Origin of the sequence: Ramlibacter agri, from assembly GCF_012927085.1 — a bacterium.
Lineage (GTDB): Bacteria > Pseudomonadota > Gammaproteobacteria > Burkholderiales > Burkholderiaceae_C > Ramlibacter > Ramlibacter agri.
In genome coordinates, this window is sequence record NZ_JABBFX010000001.1 from 3,292,124 (window position 1) to 3,305,992 (window position 13,869).

Consider the following 13,869-nt stretch of genomic DNA (forward strand, 5'->3'; position numbering starts at 1 on the left):
GCATGGAAGGCAGTACCCAGCGGCCCTTGCCGCTGGCCAACGTGCGGGTCCTGGACATCAGCCAGGTGATGGCAGGCCCGTTCGCGTGCATGCTGCTCGGTGACCTGGGCGCGGACGTCATCAAGATCGAACCGCCCGGCACCGGCGACCAGACGCGCGGCTCCATGGGTTTCAAGATGAAGGGACCCGACTCGCTCGGCTTCCTGAACATGAACCGCAACAAGCGCAGCGTGACGCTGGACCTCAAGTCGCCCGCGGGCAAGGAGGTGCTGCTGACGCTGGCGAAGGACGCGGACATCCTCGTCGAGAACTACCGGCCCGGTGCGCTGAAGCGCATGGGCCTGGGCTACGAGGTGTTGAAGGAGATCAATCCGCGGCTGGTCTACACCAGCATCTCCGGCTTCGGCCAGACCGGCCCCTGGGCCGACCGCCCCGGCTTCGACCTGATGGCGCAGGCCATGAGCGGCGTGATGAGCGTGACCGGCTACCCCGACAGCCCGCCGGTGAAGGCCGGCGTGCCGGTGGCCGACATCGGTTGCGCGCTGTTCGCGATCTACGCGACGCTGGCCGCCTACATCGGCGCCAAGAACACGGGGCAGGGCCAGTACATCGACGCGTCGCTGTTCGAGACGGCGATGGCCTTCTCGGTGTGGGACACCTGCGACTGGTGGGGCACCGGCAAGCCGCCGCAGCCGCTGGGCACGTCCAACAAGATGACCGCGCCGTACCAGGCCATGGCCTGCAGCGACGGCCACTTCGTGATGGGTGCCAACAACCAGAAGCTGTGGGTGCAGCTGTGCGAGCTGATGGACCGGCGCGAGCTGCTGGACGACCCGCGCTTCACCAACATCGCGAACCGCCTGGCCAACCGGCAGGCCTTGCAGGACGAACTGGAGAAGTCCTTCAAGACCAACACCAAGGACTACTGGGTGGAGAGGCTGCTGGCCGCCGGCCTGCCCGCGGGCCCCATCCTCAGCTACCCCGAGGCTTTCGGGAGCGAGCACGCGAAGGTGCGCGGCATGCGGATGGAGATCGACCATCCCATCGAAGGCAAGGTGCCCAACATCGGCTTTGCGGTGAAGCTCTCCGGCACGCCGCAGCAGGTGCGCCGGCATCCGCCGCTGCTGGGCGAGCACAACGAGGAAGTGCTGCAGGAGATCGGCATGAGCCGCGAGGACCTGGCGCGCCTGCGGGCCGCGGGAGCCTTCGGGTCGTGAGCGGCGAAGTCCGCTTGCTGGTGGACGGCGGCGTCGCCTCCGTCACCTTCGACCGGCCCGAGGCGCGCAATGCGATGACCTGGGCGATGTACGAGCAGCTGCGCGCGATCTGCGAGCAGCTGCGCGGCGACGCCTCGGTGCGCGTGGTGCGCTTCCAGGGCGCGGGCGGCGAGGCCTTCGTGGCTGGGACCGATATCGCGCAGTTCCTGGATTTCCAGGGCGGCGAGGACGGTGTCGCGTACGAGCGGAAGATCGATGCCACGGTGTCGCTCGTTGCTTCCTTGCCGATGCCTACCGTTGCCGTGGTGCAGGGCTGGTGCATCGGTGGCGGACTGGCGCTGGCGAGTGCCTGCGATTTTCGGATCGCGACGCCGGGCAGCAAGTTCGGCGTGCCGATCGCGCGGACCTTGGGGAATTGCCTGTCGATGGCGAACATCGCGGGCCTGGTTTCCTGCTTCGGCCGTCCGCGCGTGCAGCGCTTGTTGTTGCTGGCGGATTTGATCGGCGCCGAGGAGGCGTTGGCTTGCGGGTATTTGCTGGAGCTGCTGCCTGCCGAGTCTCTCGAAGCCTCGGCGTCCAAGCTGTGTTCCAGGCTCGCTTCGCTCGCGCCGGTGACGCAGGAGGTGAGCAAGGACGCATTGAACCGCCTTCTGCGCCACAGCCTGCCGGAGGCGGAGGACTTGATCCGGCGTTGCTATGGCAGTGCGGACTTCAAGGAAGGCGTGCAGGCTTTCGTCGGCAAGCGGCCGCCGGTTTGGTCGGGCCGGTAATCAGTCGACGGCCAGGACGACGTTGCCGGCGGCCTGGCCGCTCTCCACCATCTCATGGGCCTGGGCGATCTGGTCGAGAGTGAGCCGCGCAGCGATGTTGTGCTGCAAGGCGCCGCGTGCAAGCATCCGGGTAAGCGTCGCGATCGCGCGCTCGCGGTCTGCAGCAGCGAGGTTGTAGACGATGAAGAACTTCAGCTGCAGGTTCTTCGCGATCAGCGGATAGAAGGGGAGTTGCAACTGCCCGCTGCTGCCGTACACCACGCACTCGCCGCCCGTACGCAGCATCTCCAGGTCGGCGCCCGCATTGGCGGCCATGTCCAGCTCGATGATGCGATCAACGCCACGACCCCCAGTGAGTTCGGCAACGCGAGCCGCCAACGGCTCGCTCTTGTACGACACCACCGCATCGGCGCCGGCCTCGCGCGCCAGCGCCGCTTTCGCCGGCGTGCTGGCGGACGTGAGAACGCGAGCGGCGCCGAGCAGGCTGGCGAACTGCACCGCGTAATGCCCCACGGCCCCGGCCCCACCCGCAACGAACACCGTCTTGCCGGCGACGCCCCCGTCCATCAACACCGCATGCGGGGCCGTCAGCGCGGGAATCCCCAGGCACGCACCGGCTTCGCCACTCACGCCTTCAGGAAGGACCACAGCCTGCGCCTGCGGCAAACAAACCCACTGGCAAGCCGTGCCATGTGCCCGGCCCCAGGCCGCATTCCAGATCCACACCCGCTCTCCCATGCGCGTCGACGGAACGCCAGGACCGACCGCGTCAATCACGCCGGAGCCATCGCTATGCGGGATCACCCGCGGAAACGGCATCTCCTTGCTGCGCAAGCCCATCCGCGACTTCACGTCCGAGGGGTTGACGCCCGACCACTGCACGCGCACGCGCACTTCGCCCGGCCCAGGCTGCGGCTGGGGCAGGTCGGCCACTTGGAGAACTTCGCGCGCAGGGCCGACGCGCTCGTAGAAGGCGGCTTTCATGGCGGGCAGTTTAGTGCGGCGGCACAATCCATGCGATGACGAAACTGATTGCCACCCACAGCGGCAGCTTCCACGCCGACGACGTTTTCGGCGTCGCGGTGCTGGCCGCCATGTTCCCCGACAACCGCATCGTGCGCACCCGCGACGCCGGCGAGATCGCCAAAGCCGATTTCGCGGTCGACGTCGGCGGCAGCTGGGACGCCGCGCAAGGCCGCTTCGACCACCACCAGCGCGGCTTCGACGGCGCACGGGTCGACGCCCAGGGCGCGCGCGCCGAAGGCTACGCCAGCGCGGGCCTGGTCTGGCGTGAATACGGTCGCGACTATGTGCGCCAGGTCGCGCAAGGCATGGGCCGCGAATTGAGCGAGGCCGAAGCGAAGCAGGTCGCCGGCGACGTCGACACCTCGCTGGTCCGCTACCTCGACCTGGTCGACACCGGCGCCGCCAACGTGGCGCCCGGCGTCTTCGGCCTCTCCAGCCAGGTCGCGCTCCTGAACAGCAACTGGCTGGAGGAGCAGGACCTGGACGCGGTGGCGCAGGCCTCCCTGCAACTGCAGCGCTTCGATGAAGCGCGGGCGATGGTGCGGCGCCACCTGGACCGCTTCGTGCTGAAGACCATCGGCCAGCTGCTGGCCGCCGACAAGGTGCGGCAGGCGCCGCGCCTGTTCGACGACCGCGTGCTGGTGCTGGAAGACGGCGGCATGCCGTGGACCCGCGTGGTGGTCGACGAGATGCCGCAGGTGCTGCTGGTTGCCTACCCGGATTCGGAAGGCGGCCGCTGGCAGGTGCGCACCGTGCCCAAGGAGCAGGCCTCCTTCGACTCGCGGCTGGACTTGCCCGAAGCCTGGGCCGGCCTGCGCGATGCGGAGCTGGCGGCGGCCAGCGGCGTCCCCGACGCCGCCTTCTGCCACCTGAACCTGTTCATCGCCGTCGCCCGCAGCAAGCCGGGCGCGCTGCGGCTGGCGGAGCTCGCCCTGGCTACGCCGCCCTCAACTGGCGCGGCTTGAGGCTGGGCGCGAAGCCGTTGCGGGCCAGCGTCTCCTCGGCGCTCGCGTAGAACTCGCCGATGCGGTAGATGCGGCGCGCTTCCGCGCCGTCCGCCACTTCGCGCGAGCACTCGCGGGCGATGCGCACCAGCTGCTCGATCTGCTTGATGCTGCCCAGCTTGGCCTTGCGGTCCTGCGTCCAGATGTTGTCCTCGATGCCGCAGCGCACGTGCAGGCCCAGCGCGATCGCCATCATGTTGACCGGCAGCACGTTGAGCATCGAAGTCTCCAGCGTCAGCACGGCGCCGTCCGGCGTGGCGCGCACGAAGTTGGCCAGGTTGTAGAGGTTCGGCTGGTCGAAGCCGCCGCCGATGGCCACCCAGGTCAGGACGAGCGGCACGTTGGCCACGCCGCGGCGCATCATGCGTTCCACCGTCTCCAGCTGCGTGATGTTGGCCAGCTGGAAGTGCGTCTGGATGCCGTTGGCGCTCAGGCGGCGGATGTGTTCCTCCACCCAGGCCGGGCCGGCCGGGATGGTCATCTCGCGGTAGGCGTGCAGGCCCGCCGGCGTGCCCAGGCTGGTGCCTTCCACGTCGCGCGGCAGCATCTGCTCCACCACGTTCATCTGGTTGGTGTTGATCGCGATGGTTACCTGGTCGGGCGCGGGCAGCAGTTCGGCCAGCAGGTGGCGCGTGTCGTCCGACAGCCATTTCGCTACCTCGCCTTCGTTCTCGGGCGCGAAGCTGATGGAGCCGCCTACCTGCAGGATCATCTTCGGCACGCGGTTGCGGATGCCATCCAGCAGCTCGTTGAAGCGCGACAGGCGCTTGGAGCCGTGGCCGTTGGGTTCGCGCACGTGCACGTGCAGCACGGTGGCGCCGGCGTTGTAGCAGTCCACCGCCTTCTGCACCTGGTCCTTCATGCTGACCGCGATGTCTTCGGGGAAATCCTCGGGCATCCATTCGGGGCCGTAGGGCGCCGCGGTGATGACCAGCTTTTCCTGGTTCTCGGGATAGAGGGAGCCGTCCTGGAAGTTCATGGTGTCGTCCTCGTCGAAAAGAAGTGCTCAGAAGGGCAGGTCGCCCACGATCCCGGCGCGTTCCATCTTGCGATGGCAGGGCGGGTAGTCCATCACGGCGTAGTGCTGGGTGGAGCGGTTGTCCCACATCGCCACGTCGCCCGGCTGCCAGCGCCAGCGCACCTGGTACTCGGGAATCGCGGCCTGGTTCACCAGGTACTGCAGCAGCGCCGAAGCGCCCTGGGTGTAGTCCTGGCCATAGCGCACGTTGGCGGCGGTGTGGAAGTTGGTGAAATGCGTGGTGAAGGCGTTGACGAACAGCGCCTTCTCGCCGGTCTCCGGGTGCGTGCGCACCACCGGATGCTCGGGGTCGGGGAACTGCGCCTTCAGCGCCAGCCGCTTCTCGATCGGCATGGCCGCGCCGAAAGTGGCTTCGATGCTGTGGCGGGCGCGCAGGCCGGCGATCTGTTCCTTGACGTGAGGCGGCAGCTTCTCGTAGGCCAGCGCCATGTTGGCCCACATCGTGTCGCCGCCCACCGGCGGGCACTGCACGCAATGCAGCACGCAGCCCATGGGCGGCTTCTCGCGCCAGGTGGCGTCGGTGTGCCACGCGTTCTCGTAGCGGTCGTTGGGCGTGTCGGGCGACTTGTAGATGCGCACCAGGCCCGGATGCTCCGGGTCGCTGCCGGCCACCGGATGGTCTTCCAGTTCGCCGAAGTGGCGGGCGAAGGCCACGTGCTCGGCGCGGGCCAGCTGCTGCCCGCGGAAGAACAGCACCTTGTGCTGCAACAGCAGCCGGTGCAGGGCCGCCAGCAGGGCAGGGTCGCGCGAGGCGGCGCCGATCTGCACGTTGCCGACGACGGCGCCGATGGCGCAGGTGAGCGGCTCGACGCTCAGCGATTGCAGCCGCGACTGGGCCGCGATGGTTGCCGGCGCGCCGGCTGCGAGTGGCGTGATGGCCATGGGTTCTCCTCCTGAAAGTGCATGAAGCGTAGGAAGAGGACCCAGGGTCCTTCCCCCCCGGTCCGGGGGGTGATGGACGGAGCTTGATTTACATCAGAATTCGCGCCACTCGGTGCCGGCGTTCGCTCCGGCCAGCGCCGGGCGCGCCTGCAACAGCGCTGGCGCGCGCTGCGGGGTGGCGATGGCGAGCTCGTGCTGCTCGCCCAGGCGGAAGCGGCCCACCTGCTGCAGCAGCGATTGCGCTTCGCCCTTCATGGACTCGGTCGCCGCGGCGGCTTCCTCCACCAGCGAGGCGTTCTGCTGCACCACCTGGTCCATCTGCGTCACCGCGGTGTTGATCTGCTCGATGCCGCTACTCTGTTCCTGGCTGGCGGCGGCGATTTCCGCCACCAGCTGGCTGACGCGCGAGACCGAGTCCACGATGTCCTGCATCTTGCTGCCGGCCACGGCCACCTGGCCGGAGCCCGCATTCACCTGGGCCACGGAGTCGACGATCAGGCCCTTGATCTCGCGCGCGGCCTGCGCGGAGCGCTGCGCCAGCGTGCGCACTTCCGCCGCGACCACGGCGAAGCCGCGGCCCTGCTCGCCGGCACGCGCTGCTTCCACCGCGGCGTTCAGCGCGAGGATGTTGGTCTGGAAGGCGATGCCGTCGATGACGCCGATGATGTCGGCGATCTTCTTCGAAGACGAGGAGATGCCTTCCATGGTGGCCACCACCTGGCCGACGGCGAGGCCGCCTTCGCGGGCCACGGACGCGGCGCTGGCGGCCAGGTCCTTGGCCAGGCGCGCGTTGTCGGCGTTCTGGCCGACGGTGGAGGTCATTTCCTCCATCGAGCTCGCCGTTTCCTGCAGCGTGCTGGCCTGTTCCTCGGTGCGCTGCGACAGGTCGGCGTTGCCCTGGGCGATCTGCACGCTGGTCTCGGCGACGCTGCGCGCGCCCTGCGCGACTTCCTGCACCAGCTCGCGCAAGCGCGTGCTCATGTCCGCCAGCGCGTGCAACAGCTGCGCCATCTCGTCGCGGCCGGTGACGGTGAGGCGCACGGTGAGGTCGCCGTCGGCGACGCGGCGGGCCGCTTTCACGGCCTGCTCGATCGGGCCGGTGATGGAACGGGCGATCAACCACGAGGCCAGCAGCGCGAGCAGCACGCCCAGCGCGCAGAAGCCGGCCAGCACCTGGCGGCCGCTGCGGGCGCTCTCGGCGGCGGCCGCGGCGTCGCGCTCCACCTCGGTGGTGTAGTAGTCGCGCAGCGCTTCCAGCGAGGCGAGGTAGGCGTCCTGCGCCGGCACCATCAGCTGCTCCAACACGGTGTTTGCGCCGGTCTCGTCGCCGCTTTCCTTCTTCGCGGCGACCTGCTTGCGGGCCTTCAGGAACAGGTCGCGCTTTTCGGCGGCGACCTTCAGCAGCGCCTGGGCCTGCGGCGTGTCGACGATCTTCTCCACTTCCTGCTGCAGCTCGTTGATGCGCTTGGTGCCGGCTTCCAGCTGCGGCAACAGCATCTGGTTGAGGCCGGGGTCCTGGCTGCGCGTCACCACCAGCCGCCGCACCAGGCTGGTCCGCGACTGCGACAGCCATTCGCCCACCACGCGTTCCACGCGCAGGTTGACGGTCGCCATCTCGCTGGTGCGTTCGTCCAGCTGCGCCAGGCGCCAGGCGCCCAGCACGGCCATCGTGACCAGCAGCACGATCAGCGCGCCGAAAGCGGCGGCCAGCCGCGTCTTGACGCTGACCCGGTGGAGCAGCGTCCCTTGTTCATCGAATCCCACGACTCATCCCTCCGGCGTAGCGCGTAGTCGCTCGCCTGTTGTGTTTCGTATTACACCGGCTACCGCGCGTGCGCGCGGGCGGCGGGGCGGGACGATACCACTGCCGGCCGGTGACTTCCTGTCAAGGCGTTTACCGGCGGTGGACGGCTCAGCCCGGCACGAACATGTAGCCGGCGTTGCGCACCGTGCGGATCACGCGGGGCTCGCCATCGGGGTCCGGCTCCACCTTGCGGCGCAGGCGGCCGATGCGGATGTCCACCGAGCGGTCGAAGGGTTCCCACTCGCGGTTGCGGGTCTTCATCAGCAGCTGGTCGCGCGAGAGCACCCGGTTGGGATTGGCGACGAAGGCGGCCAGCAGCTCGTATTCCATAGCGGTGAGGTTCACCTCCGCGCCGCCCAGGTCGAACATGCGGTGCGACTCCAGGTCCAGTTCGCAGCGGCCGACGCGGCAGCGGCGCGCCGTGGCCGGCGGCTCCGGCGCGGGCTCGCCGGGGGCCGGCCGCGCCTGCAGCCGGCGCAACAGGCTCTTGATGCGCGCCAGCAGTTCGCGCAGGTCGAAGGGCTTGGCGATGTAGTCGTCGGCGCCCACCTCGAGCCCCACCACGCGGTCGACGACGTCGCCGGAGGCGGTGACCATGATGACGCCGACGTCGTGGTGTTCGCGCAGGTAGCGCGCCAGCACCAGGCCGTCCTCGCCGGGCAGCCGCACGTCCAGCAGCACGGCGTGCGGCCGCTCGCGCGCGAGCTCCTCGCGCATCTGCGCGCCGTTGCCGGCCTCGGCCACGGCGAAGCCATGGCCTTCCAGGTAGTCGCGCAGCAGCGAACGCACGGAGGGATCGTCGTCCACCACCAGCAGACGCGCGCGTGCGTTCATGCCCGGAATTCTGCGCTTTCGCCCCGGTGCTGGCGAGTCCCGAAACGGCGGGTTACGCCGCCGGGCCGCGCGCGAGCAGCTCGCCCAGCAGCGGCCGCAGCACATAGCAGTCCACCGGCTTGCGCAGCAGGGTGTGGACGCCGCTGGCAGCCAGTTCCTCGTCGCTGATCGCCAGCGCATTGCCGGTGTACATCAGCACTGGCAGGCCTGGCCGCTGCCGGTGCGCATGCCGCGCCAGGGCCAGGCCGGTCATGCCGGGCATGGTGTGGTCGGTGAGCAGCAGCGCGAAGGCTTCGCCGGGCGCTTCCAGGCGGCGCGCCGCGGCGAGCGCGTCGTGTTCTGGCACCACTTCCAGGCCCCAGCTGCGCATCAGGTCCTGCATGAAGCGGTTGACAAAGGGCTCGTCCTCCACCAGCAGCACGCGCCCGCGCAAGGGCGGCAGCGTGGCGGCGGCCGCGCGTGCGGCTGCGGGGCCGGCGGCGTCGTCGGCCTCTCCGGTCGCGGGCAGCAGCACGCGGAAGCTGGACCCCCCGCCGGGCGCCGTCGCCACCAGGACGTGGCCGCCATGGTCATGCACGATGCCATGCACCATGGCCAGGCCCATGCCGGTGCCGCGGCCGCTGTCCTTGGTGGTGAAGAAGGGCTCGAACATGCGGTCCACCACGTCGGGCGACATGCCGCGGCCATCGTCCGCCACTTCGAAGGCCACCCAGCGCTGGCCTTCCACGCGGGCGCCGCAGGACGCGCAGTGGCCGAAGGCGGCGGCATGGAAGGTCCGCAGGCGGATCGTGCCCTGTTCGCCGATCGCATCGCGGGCGTTCAGGCACAGGTTCAGCAGCACCTGCTCGAACTGCACCGGGTCGGCGAGCACCGGCGCCTCGGCGGCCAGCTCGCTTTCGACGACGATCGAGGAGGGCAGGTTGGGGCGCAGCAGCTGCAGGGCTTCGCCCGCCACCTGCGAGGCCGCCAGCAGCTTGCGCTCGCCGCGCCGCGGGCGCGAGAAAGCCAGCAGCTGCGCGACATGCTCGCGCGCGCGTTCCGCGGCCAGCTGCGCCTGGTCCAGGTCGTGGCCCAGGCGCGCGTCGCCCGCGTGTTCCTGCGCCATCGCGAGGTAACCCAGGACGCTGGTCAGCAGGTTGTTGAAGTCGTGCGCCAGGCCGCCGGTGAGCTGGCCGATGGCTTCCATCTTCTGCGCCTGCCGCAGCTGCCGCTCCAGTTCGCTGCGCTTGTGTTCGGCCGCGACCCGCTCGGTGATGTCGCGGCCCATGTACAGCACGTGCGGCTGGCCGCGATGCGTGATCGGCACGCCGCGCAGTTCCAGCTCGCGCCGGCGGCCGTCGCGGTGGGACAGCTGCGTCTCCAGGCGGATGGTGGCGCCGGCCAGGGCTTCCTCGTGCAGCCGGCGGATCTTCTCGCGCACCTCCGGCGGGTTGGCGATGACGCGCGCCACGCCCAGCACCTCCGAGCGCGTGAGGCCGGTCCAGGCCTGGTAGGTGTCGTTGACGTCGACGATGCTGAAATCCGCGGCCCGCAGCACCATGGCGTCGAGCGAGGCATTGAAGATCGAGCGGTATTGTTCCTCGCTGCGTTGCAACTCGCGCTCGCGCTGGCGCCGCTCGCTGATGTCGCGCACCACGGCCAGCGCGTGCGGCCGCCCCTGGTGCGAGAAGGGCAGCACGCGCAGGTCGGCCTCGAAGCTGCTGCCGTCGGGGCGCAGCACCGTGGTCTCCAGGTGCGTCGCCTGGCCGGCCAGCGCGCGCCGCACCCATTCGAGGCGCTCGCGCACGTAGGTTTCGGGCATGCTGCGCGGGAAGCTGTGGCCGACGACCTCGTCGCGGCCGTAGCCATACAGGGCGAGCGCGGCCGGGTTGGCGTCGACCACCCGCAGGTCCTCGTTCCACAGGAACAGGCCGTCGACGGCGCTCTCGAAGATGGCGCGATACTGCGCCTCGCGCTGGCGCAGGCCCTCCAGCGCCTGCTTCTGCGCTTCGCCGGCGCGCAGCCGCTCCACCTCGGCCGCCGCGCGCACCGCGAAGATCTTGAGCGTGGACTTGACGCGGTCCAGGTGGGCCAGCGGCTGGCGCGACGCCACCGAGACGATGCCCAGCGGCGTGCCATCGAGCCCCACCAGCGGATGGCCGGCGTAGCTGTCGCTGCCCAGCTCGCGCAGGTCCAGGTCGGCGGGGAACAGGGCCTGCACGCCGGACGGATAGGCCCGGAAGGAATGGCCGAGCACGGTGGCGCAGGGCGAGCCGGCCAGCGGATAGCGGATGTCCTGCAGCACCTTGCCGCCGCAATACAGGGCCAGCATGCGCATGGCGCCCGGCTGCGCGGGCTCGGGCTGCGCGATGAAGGCGACGTCCACCTGCAGGATGCTGGCCAGCAGGCGCACGAGTTCGTCGAACACCGAGCCGCTGCGCGACTCCGACACCGCCAGGGCCACGGCACGCAGCGTCTCGCCGGTGCGGGCGCGCTCGATCTCGGCCGCCGCGCGGGCGCCGACCAGCGCCAGCATCGCCTCGATGCAGGCGGCCGCGCGCAGCGGCACGGGCTGGCGGTCCATGGCGACCAGCAGGCCCAGCGCTTCGCCGCAGCTGTCGGTGAGCGGCAGCACGGCGACCGCATCCATGCGCTCGCGCGCGAACAGCGAACGCGGTGGCAGCTGCGGCAGCGCGCCAGCAGCCGCGAACTGGTAACCGGACGGAAAAGTCGGCAGGCCGGCGAGTGCCTTGCAAGGCAGGTGGAAGTTGGGCTGGCTGCGGCCGTCCAGGCTGACGGCCAGCGTGCGCAGCGTGCGGCGCGCATCCAGGGCCGGCACGGCCAGCAGGACCAGCGGCATGGCCAGCGCCGCGGCGAGCTCGTGCACGAGCACGGCCAGCAGGTCCGGCCCCGTCGCGCGCGCGGTGGACAAGGCCAGCCGGGCCAGCGCGTCCGCCGGTGGCCGGTCCTGGTCCGTGCGCGTGCTCATGGCTTCAGTCTAGGAGACGCTGGCGGCAACGCGGCGGGAATTTCCGCCCGGTTACCGGGCGGATACACCGCGGTTGCTTTTCGCGCCCGTCAGCGGGTGCTGCCCGCGACCAGGTTGCCCGCCGGCAGGCGCGGCGTGCTGCGGCCGAACTGGGCCGCGCCGCCGGCTTCCGAGTTCATCGCATGCACCTGTTCGCGCGCCGCGATGTAGTCGGCCTTGGCCTGGGCCCGGGTGTAGCCGCTCGCCACGTCGACGCGGGCGCCTTGCTGCAAGGTCCACTCGTAGGCGTAGCTCGTCATCATGGGCCGCATCTGGTCGCGCTCGGCCAGCACTTCGGCGCGGGCGCGTTCCGAGACGAAGGGCGCCTTGGTATCGTCCAGCGGCGACTCCGCGCGGGCGTTGCCGCTCATCAGGGCTGCGGCCAGGCCGGCCGCCGCTACGCTGCCGAGATAGCCGAACATCGAAGCATGGTGCTGTTTCATGGTCCTCTCCGTGAGCGGACTGCTGGGGAAATGGCCTGCGGCTTCCGCTCTGACGCCGCCTGCCCCGGGGGATGGAAGCAGTCTGGGCGGCTGAGGTATCCGCGCCGTTTCAGGCGACGGCGGCTTTGTATGCGCCTGGTATCGCAACCCGGCCGGCGCGTCCTGTTCCATACTGCCTCGCGTGATCAAGGACCTCTGGTACAAGAACGCCGTCATCTACAGCCTGCACGTGGGGACCTACATGGACTCCAACGGCGACGGCATCGGCGATTTCGAAGGCCTGTCGCGCCGGCTGGACTACCTGCAGGGCCTGGGCGTCAGCTGCCTGTGGCTGATGCCCTTCCAGAAGTCGCCGCGCAAGGACGACGGCTACGACATCAGCGACTACTACCAGGTCGACGAATGCTTCGGCACGCTGGGCGATTTCGTCGACTTCACCAACCAGGCCAAGCAGCGCGGCATCCGCGTGATGATCGACCTGGTGGTCAACCACACCAGCGACCAGCATCCCTGGTTCCAGGAAGCGCGGCGCGACCCCAGCTCCAAGTACCGCGAGTTCTACGTCTGGTCTGACAAGAAGCCGCCGCATGCCGACGAAGGCATGGTGTTTCCCGGCGTGCAGAAGTCCACCTGGACGCGCGACCCGGTCGCCAACGCCTACTACTTCCATCGCTTCTACGACTTCCAGCCGGACCTGAACACGCAGAACCCGGCGGTGCTGGCCGAGATCCGCAAGGTCATGGGCTTCTGGCTGGAGCTGGGCGTGTGCGGCTTCCGCATGGACGCCATGCCCTTCGTGATCCAGACCAAGGGCGCGGACGTGAAGAGCCGCGAGCGCTACACGCTGCTGCGCGAATTCCGCGAGTTCCTGCAGTGGCGGCGCGGCGACGCCATCGTGCTGGCCGAGGCCAACGTCGAACCGAAGCACAACGTGCAGTACTTCGGCGACGACGGCGACCGCCTGCAGATGATGTTCAACTTCTGGGTCAACCAGCGCACCTTCTATTCACTGGCCACGGGCGACGCACGGCCGCTGGCGAAGGCGCTGGAGCAGACGCGCGAGCATCCGCCCACCGCGCAGTGGGCCCACTTCCTGCGCAACCACGACGAGCTGGACCTGGGGCGCCTCACCGACGCGCAGCGCGAAAAGGTGTTCGCGGCGCTGGGGCCGGAGCGCGACATGCAGCTCTATGGGCGCGGCATCCGCCGGCGCTTGGCGCCGATGATGCGCGGCGACCGCCGGCGGCTGGAGCTGGCCTACAGCCTGATGTTCACCTTGCCTGGGACGCCGGTGATCCGCTATGGCGACGAGCTGGGCATGGGCGACGACCTCACGCTGCCGGAGCGCAATTGCGCGCGCACGCCGATGCAGTGGTCCACCGAGCCGCAGGCGGGCTTCACGCGCGCGAACAAGGCGATCCTGCCGGTGATCGAGCACGGGCCCTACGGCTACCACAAGGTCAACGCGGCGGACCAGCGCCGCGACGCCGACTCGCTGCTCAATTGGACCGAGCGCATCATGCGCATGCGCAAGGAAGTGCCCGAGATCGGCTGGGGCGACTTCGAGGTGCTGGAGACCGGCAACGACGGCGTGCTGGCCTTGCGCTACGACTGGCGCAACAACACGGTGGTGGTGATCCACAACCTGCTGGGCGAGGCGGCGGAGATCCAGCTGCGCGTGGGCGGCCCGCACGGCAAGCAGCTGATCAACCTGCTGACGCAGGACCACAGCCAGGCCAATGGCCGCGGCGTGCACAGCGTCATCATGGAGCCGTTCGGGTACCACTGGTACCGGGCGGGCGGGCTGGGGTACCTGCTGGATCGATCTTCGGAGTGATCCGCG

Annotated in this window: 11 protein-coding genes; 4 read left to right on the forward strand and 7 right to left on the reverse strand. The window is 69.7% G+C overall.

The genetic code is table 11. The features are described from left to right. Nucleotides 1-2 precede the first annotated feature (2 nt). Together HHL11_RS16040 and HHL11_RS16045 are read left to right on the forward strand one after the other, a co-directional pair. A complete protein-coding gene (locus HHL11_RS16040) occupies nucleotides 3-1,217 on the forward strand; it encodes a CaiB/BaiF CoA transferase family protein (protein WP_169419347.1) in 1,215 nt (404 codons plus the stop codon). Then, complete coding sequence (locus HHL11_RS16045; RefSeq protein ID WP_169419348.1) at nucleotides 1,214-1,987, forward strand: enoyl-CoA hydratase; 774 nt, start codon at nucleotides 1,214-1,216, stop codon at nucleotides 1,985-1,987. Before HHL11_RS16040 ends, HHL11_RS16045 begins: the two co-directional genes overlap by 4 nt. On the opposite strand, the gene HHL11_RS16050 is transcribed toward HHL11_RS16045, so the two are convergent. Continuing rightward, the gene (locus HHL11_RS16050) at nucleotides 1,988-2,971 is read right to left on the reverse strand and encodes an NADPH:quinone reductase (protein ID WP_169419349.1); all 984 of its coding nucleotides are present in this window, start codon (nucleotides 2,969-2,971) and stop codon (nucleotides 1,988-1,990) included. It lies immediately after the preceding gene. A gap of 35 nt (nucleotides 2,972-3,006) precedes the next feature. Here HHL11_RS16050 and HHL11_RS16055 point away from each other — a divergent pair, with 35 nt between their 5' ends. After that, nucleotides 3,007-3,978: an MYG1 family protein gene (locus tag HHL11_RS16055; protein WP_169419350.1), complete on the forward strand. Its 972-nt coding sequence runs from the start codon at nucleotides 3,007-3,009 to the stop codon at nucleotides 3,976-3,978. Here HHL11_RS16055 and HHL11_RS16060 read toward each other — a convergent pair. The 6 genes from HHL11_RS16060 to HHL11_RS16085 all read right to left on the reverse strand — a co-directional run bounded on the left by HHL11_RS16060 (nucleotide 3,950) and on the right by HHL11_RS16085 (nucleotide 12,026). Then, nucleotides 3,950-4,996: a beta-keto acid cleavage family enzyme gene (locus HHL11_RS16060; protein WP_169419351.1), complete on the reverse strand. Its 1,047-nt coding sequence runs from the start codon at nucleotides 4,994-4,996 to the stop codon at nucleotides 3,950-3,952. The genes HHL11_RS16055 and HHL11_RS16060 overlap by 29 nt on opposite strands. A 27-nt stretch (nucleotides 4,997-5,023) precedes the next feature. Further along, nucleotides 5,024-5,872, reverse strand: a complete 849-nt coding sequence (locus HHL11_RS16065; RefSeq protein ID WP_169420065.1) for a TauD/TfdA dioxygenase family protein — start codon at nucleotides 5,870-5,872, stop codon at nucleotides 5,024-5,026. A 159-nt stretch (nucleotides 5,873-6,031) separates the two neighbouring features. Further along, the gene (locus HHL11_RS34655; RefSeq protein WP_205964289.1) at nucleotides 6,032-7,702 is read right to left on the reverse strand and encodes a methyl-accepting chemotaxis protein; all 1,671 of its coding nucleotides are present in this window, start codon (nucleotides 7,700-7,702) and stop codon (nucleotides 6,032-6,034) included. Nucleotides 7,703-7,850: 148 nt separating this feature from the next. After that, the gene (locus HHL11_RS16075) at nucleotides 7,851-8,576 is read right to left on the reverse strand and encodes a response regulator (RefSeq protein WP_169419352.1); all 726 of its coding nucleotides are present in this window, start codon (nucleotides 8,574-8,576) and stop codon (nucleotides 7,851-7,853) included. Between the two features lie 52 nt (nucleotides 8,577-8,628). Beyond that, nucleotides 8,629-11,544, reverse strand: coding sequence for a PAS domain-containing hybrid sensor histidine kinase/response regulator (locus HHL11_RS16080; RefSeq protein WP_169419353.1), 2,916 nt, complete (start codon nucleotides 11,542-11,544; stop codon nucleotides 8,629-8,631). Nucleotides 11,545-11,633: 89 nt separating this feature from the next. Next, the gene (locus tag HHL11_RS16085) at nucleotides 11,634-12,026 is read right to left on the reverse strand and encodes a hypothetical protein (RefSeq protein WP_169419354.1); all 393 of its coding nucleotides are present in this window, start codon (nucleotides 12,024-12,026) and stop codon (nucleotides 11,634-11,636) included. 181 nt (nucleotides 12,027-12,207) lie between these two features. Between HHL11_RS16085 and HHL11_RS16090 the strand changes: the two genes are divergently transcribed. After that, the gene (locus HHL11_RS16090) at nucleotides 12,208-13,863 is read left to right on the forward strand and encodes an alpha-amylase family glycosyl hydrolase (RefSeq protein ID WP_169419355.1); all 1,656 of its coding nucleotides are present in this window, start codon (nucleotides 12,208-12,210) and stop codon (nucleotides 13,861-13,863) included. Nucleotides 13,864-13,869 lie beyond the last annotated feature (6 nt).

Bases quoted from the DNA above. Each gene is read 5' to 3' on its own strand.
- HHL11_RS16060 (WP_169419351.1), bottom strand. From the start codon at position 4,996: ATGAACTTCCAGGACGGCTCCCTCTATCCCGAGAACCAGGAAAAGCTG.
- HHL11_RS16085 (WP_169419354.1), bottom strand. From the start codon at position 12,026: ATGAAACAGCACCATGCTTCGATGTTCGGCTATCTCGGCAGCGTAGCG.
- HHL11_RS16075 (WP_169419352.1), bottom strand. From the start codon at position 8,576: ATGAACGCACGCGCGCGTCTGCTGGTGGTGGACGACGATCCCTCCGTG.
- HHL11_RS16040 (WP_169419347.1), top strand. From the start codon at position 3: ATGGAAGGCAGTACCCAGCGGCCCTTGCCGCTGGCCAACGTGCGGGTC.
- HHL11_RS16080 (WP_169419353.1), bottom strand. From the start codon at position 11,544: ATGAGCACGCGCACGGACCAGGACCGGCCACCGGCGGACGCGCTGGCC.
- HHL11_RS16050 (WP_169419349.1), bottom strand. From the start codon at position 2,971: ATGAAAGCCGCCTTCTACGAGCGCGTCGGCCCTGCGCGCGAAGTTCTC.
- HHL11_RS16055 (WP_169419350.1), top strand. From the start codon at position 3,007: ATGACGAAACTGATTGCCACCCACAGCGGCAGCTTCCACGCCGACGAC.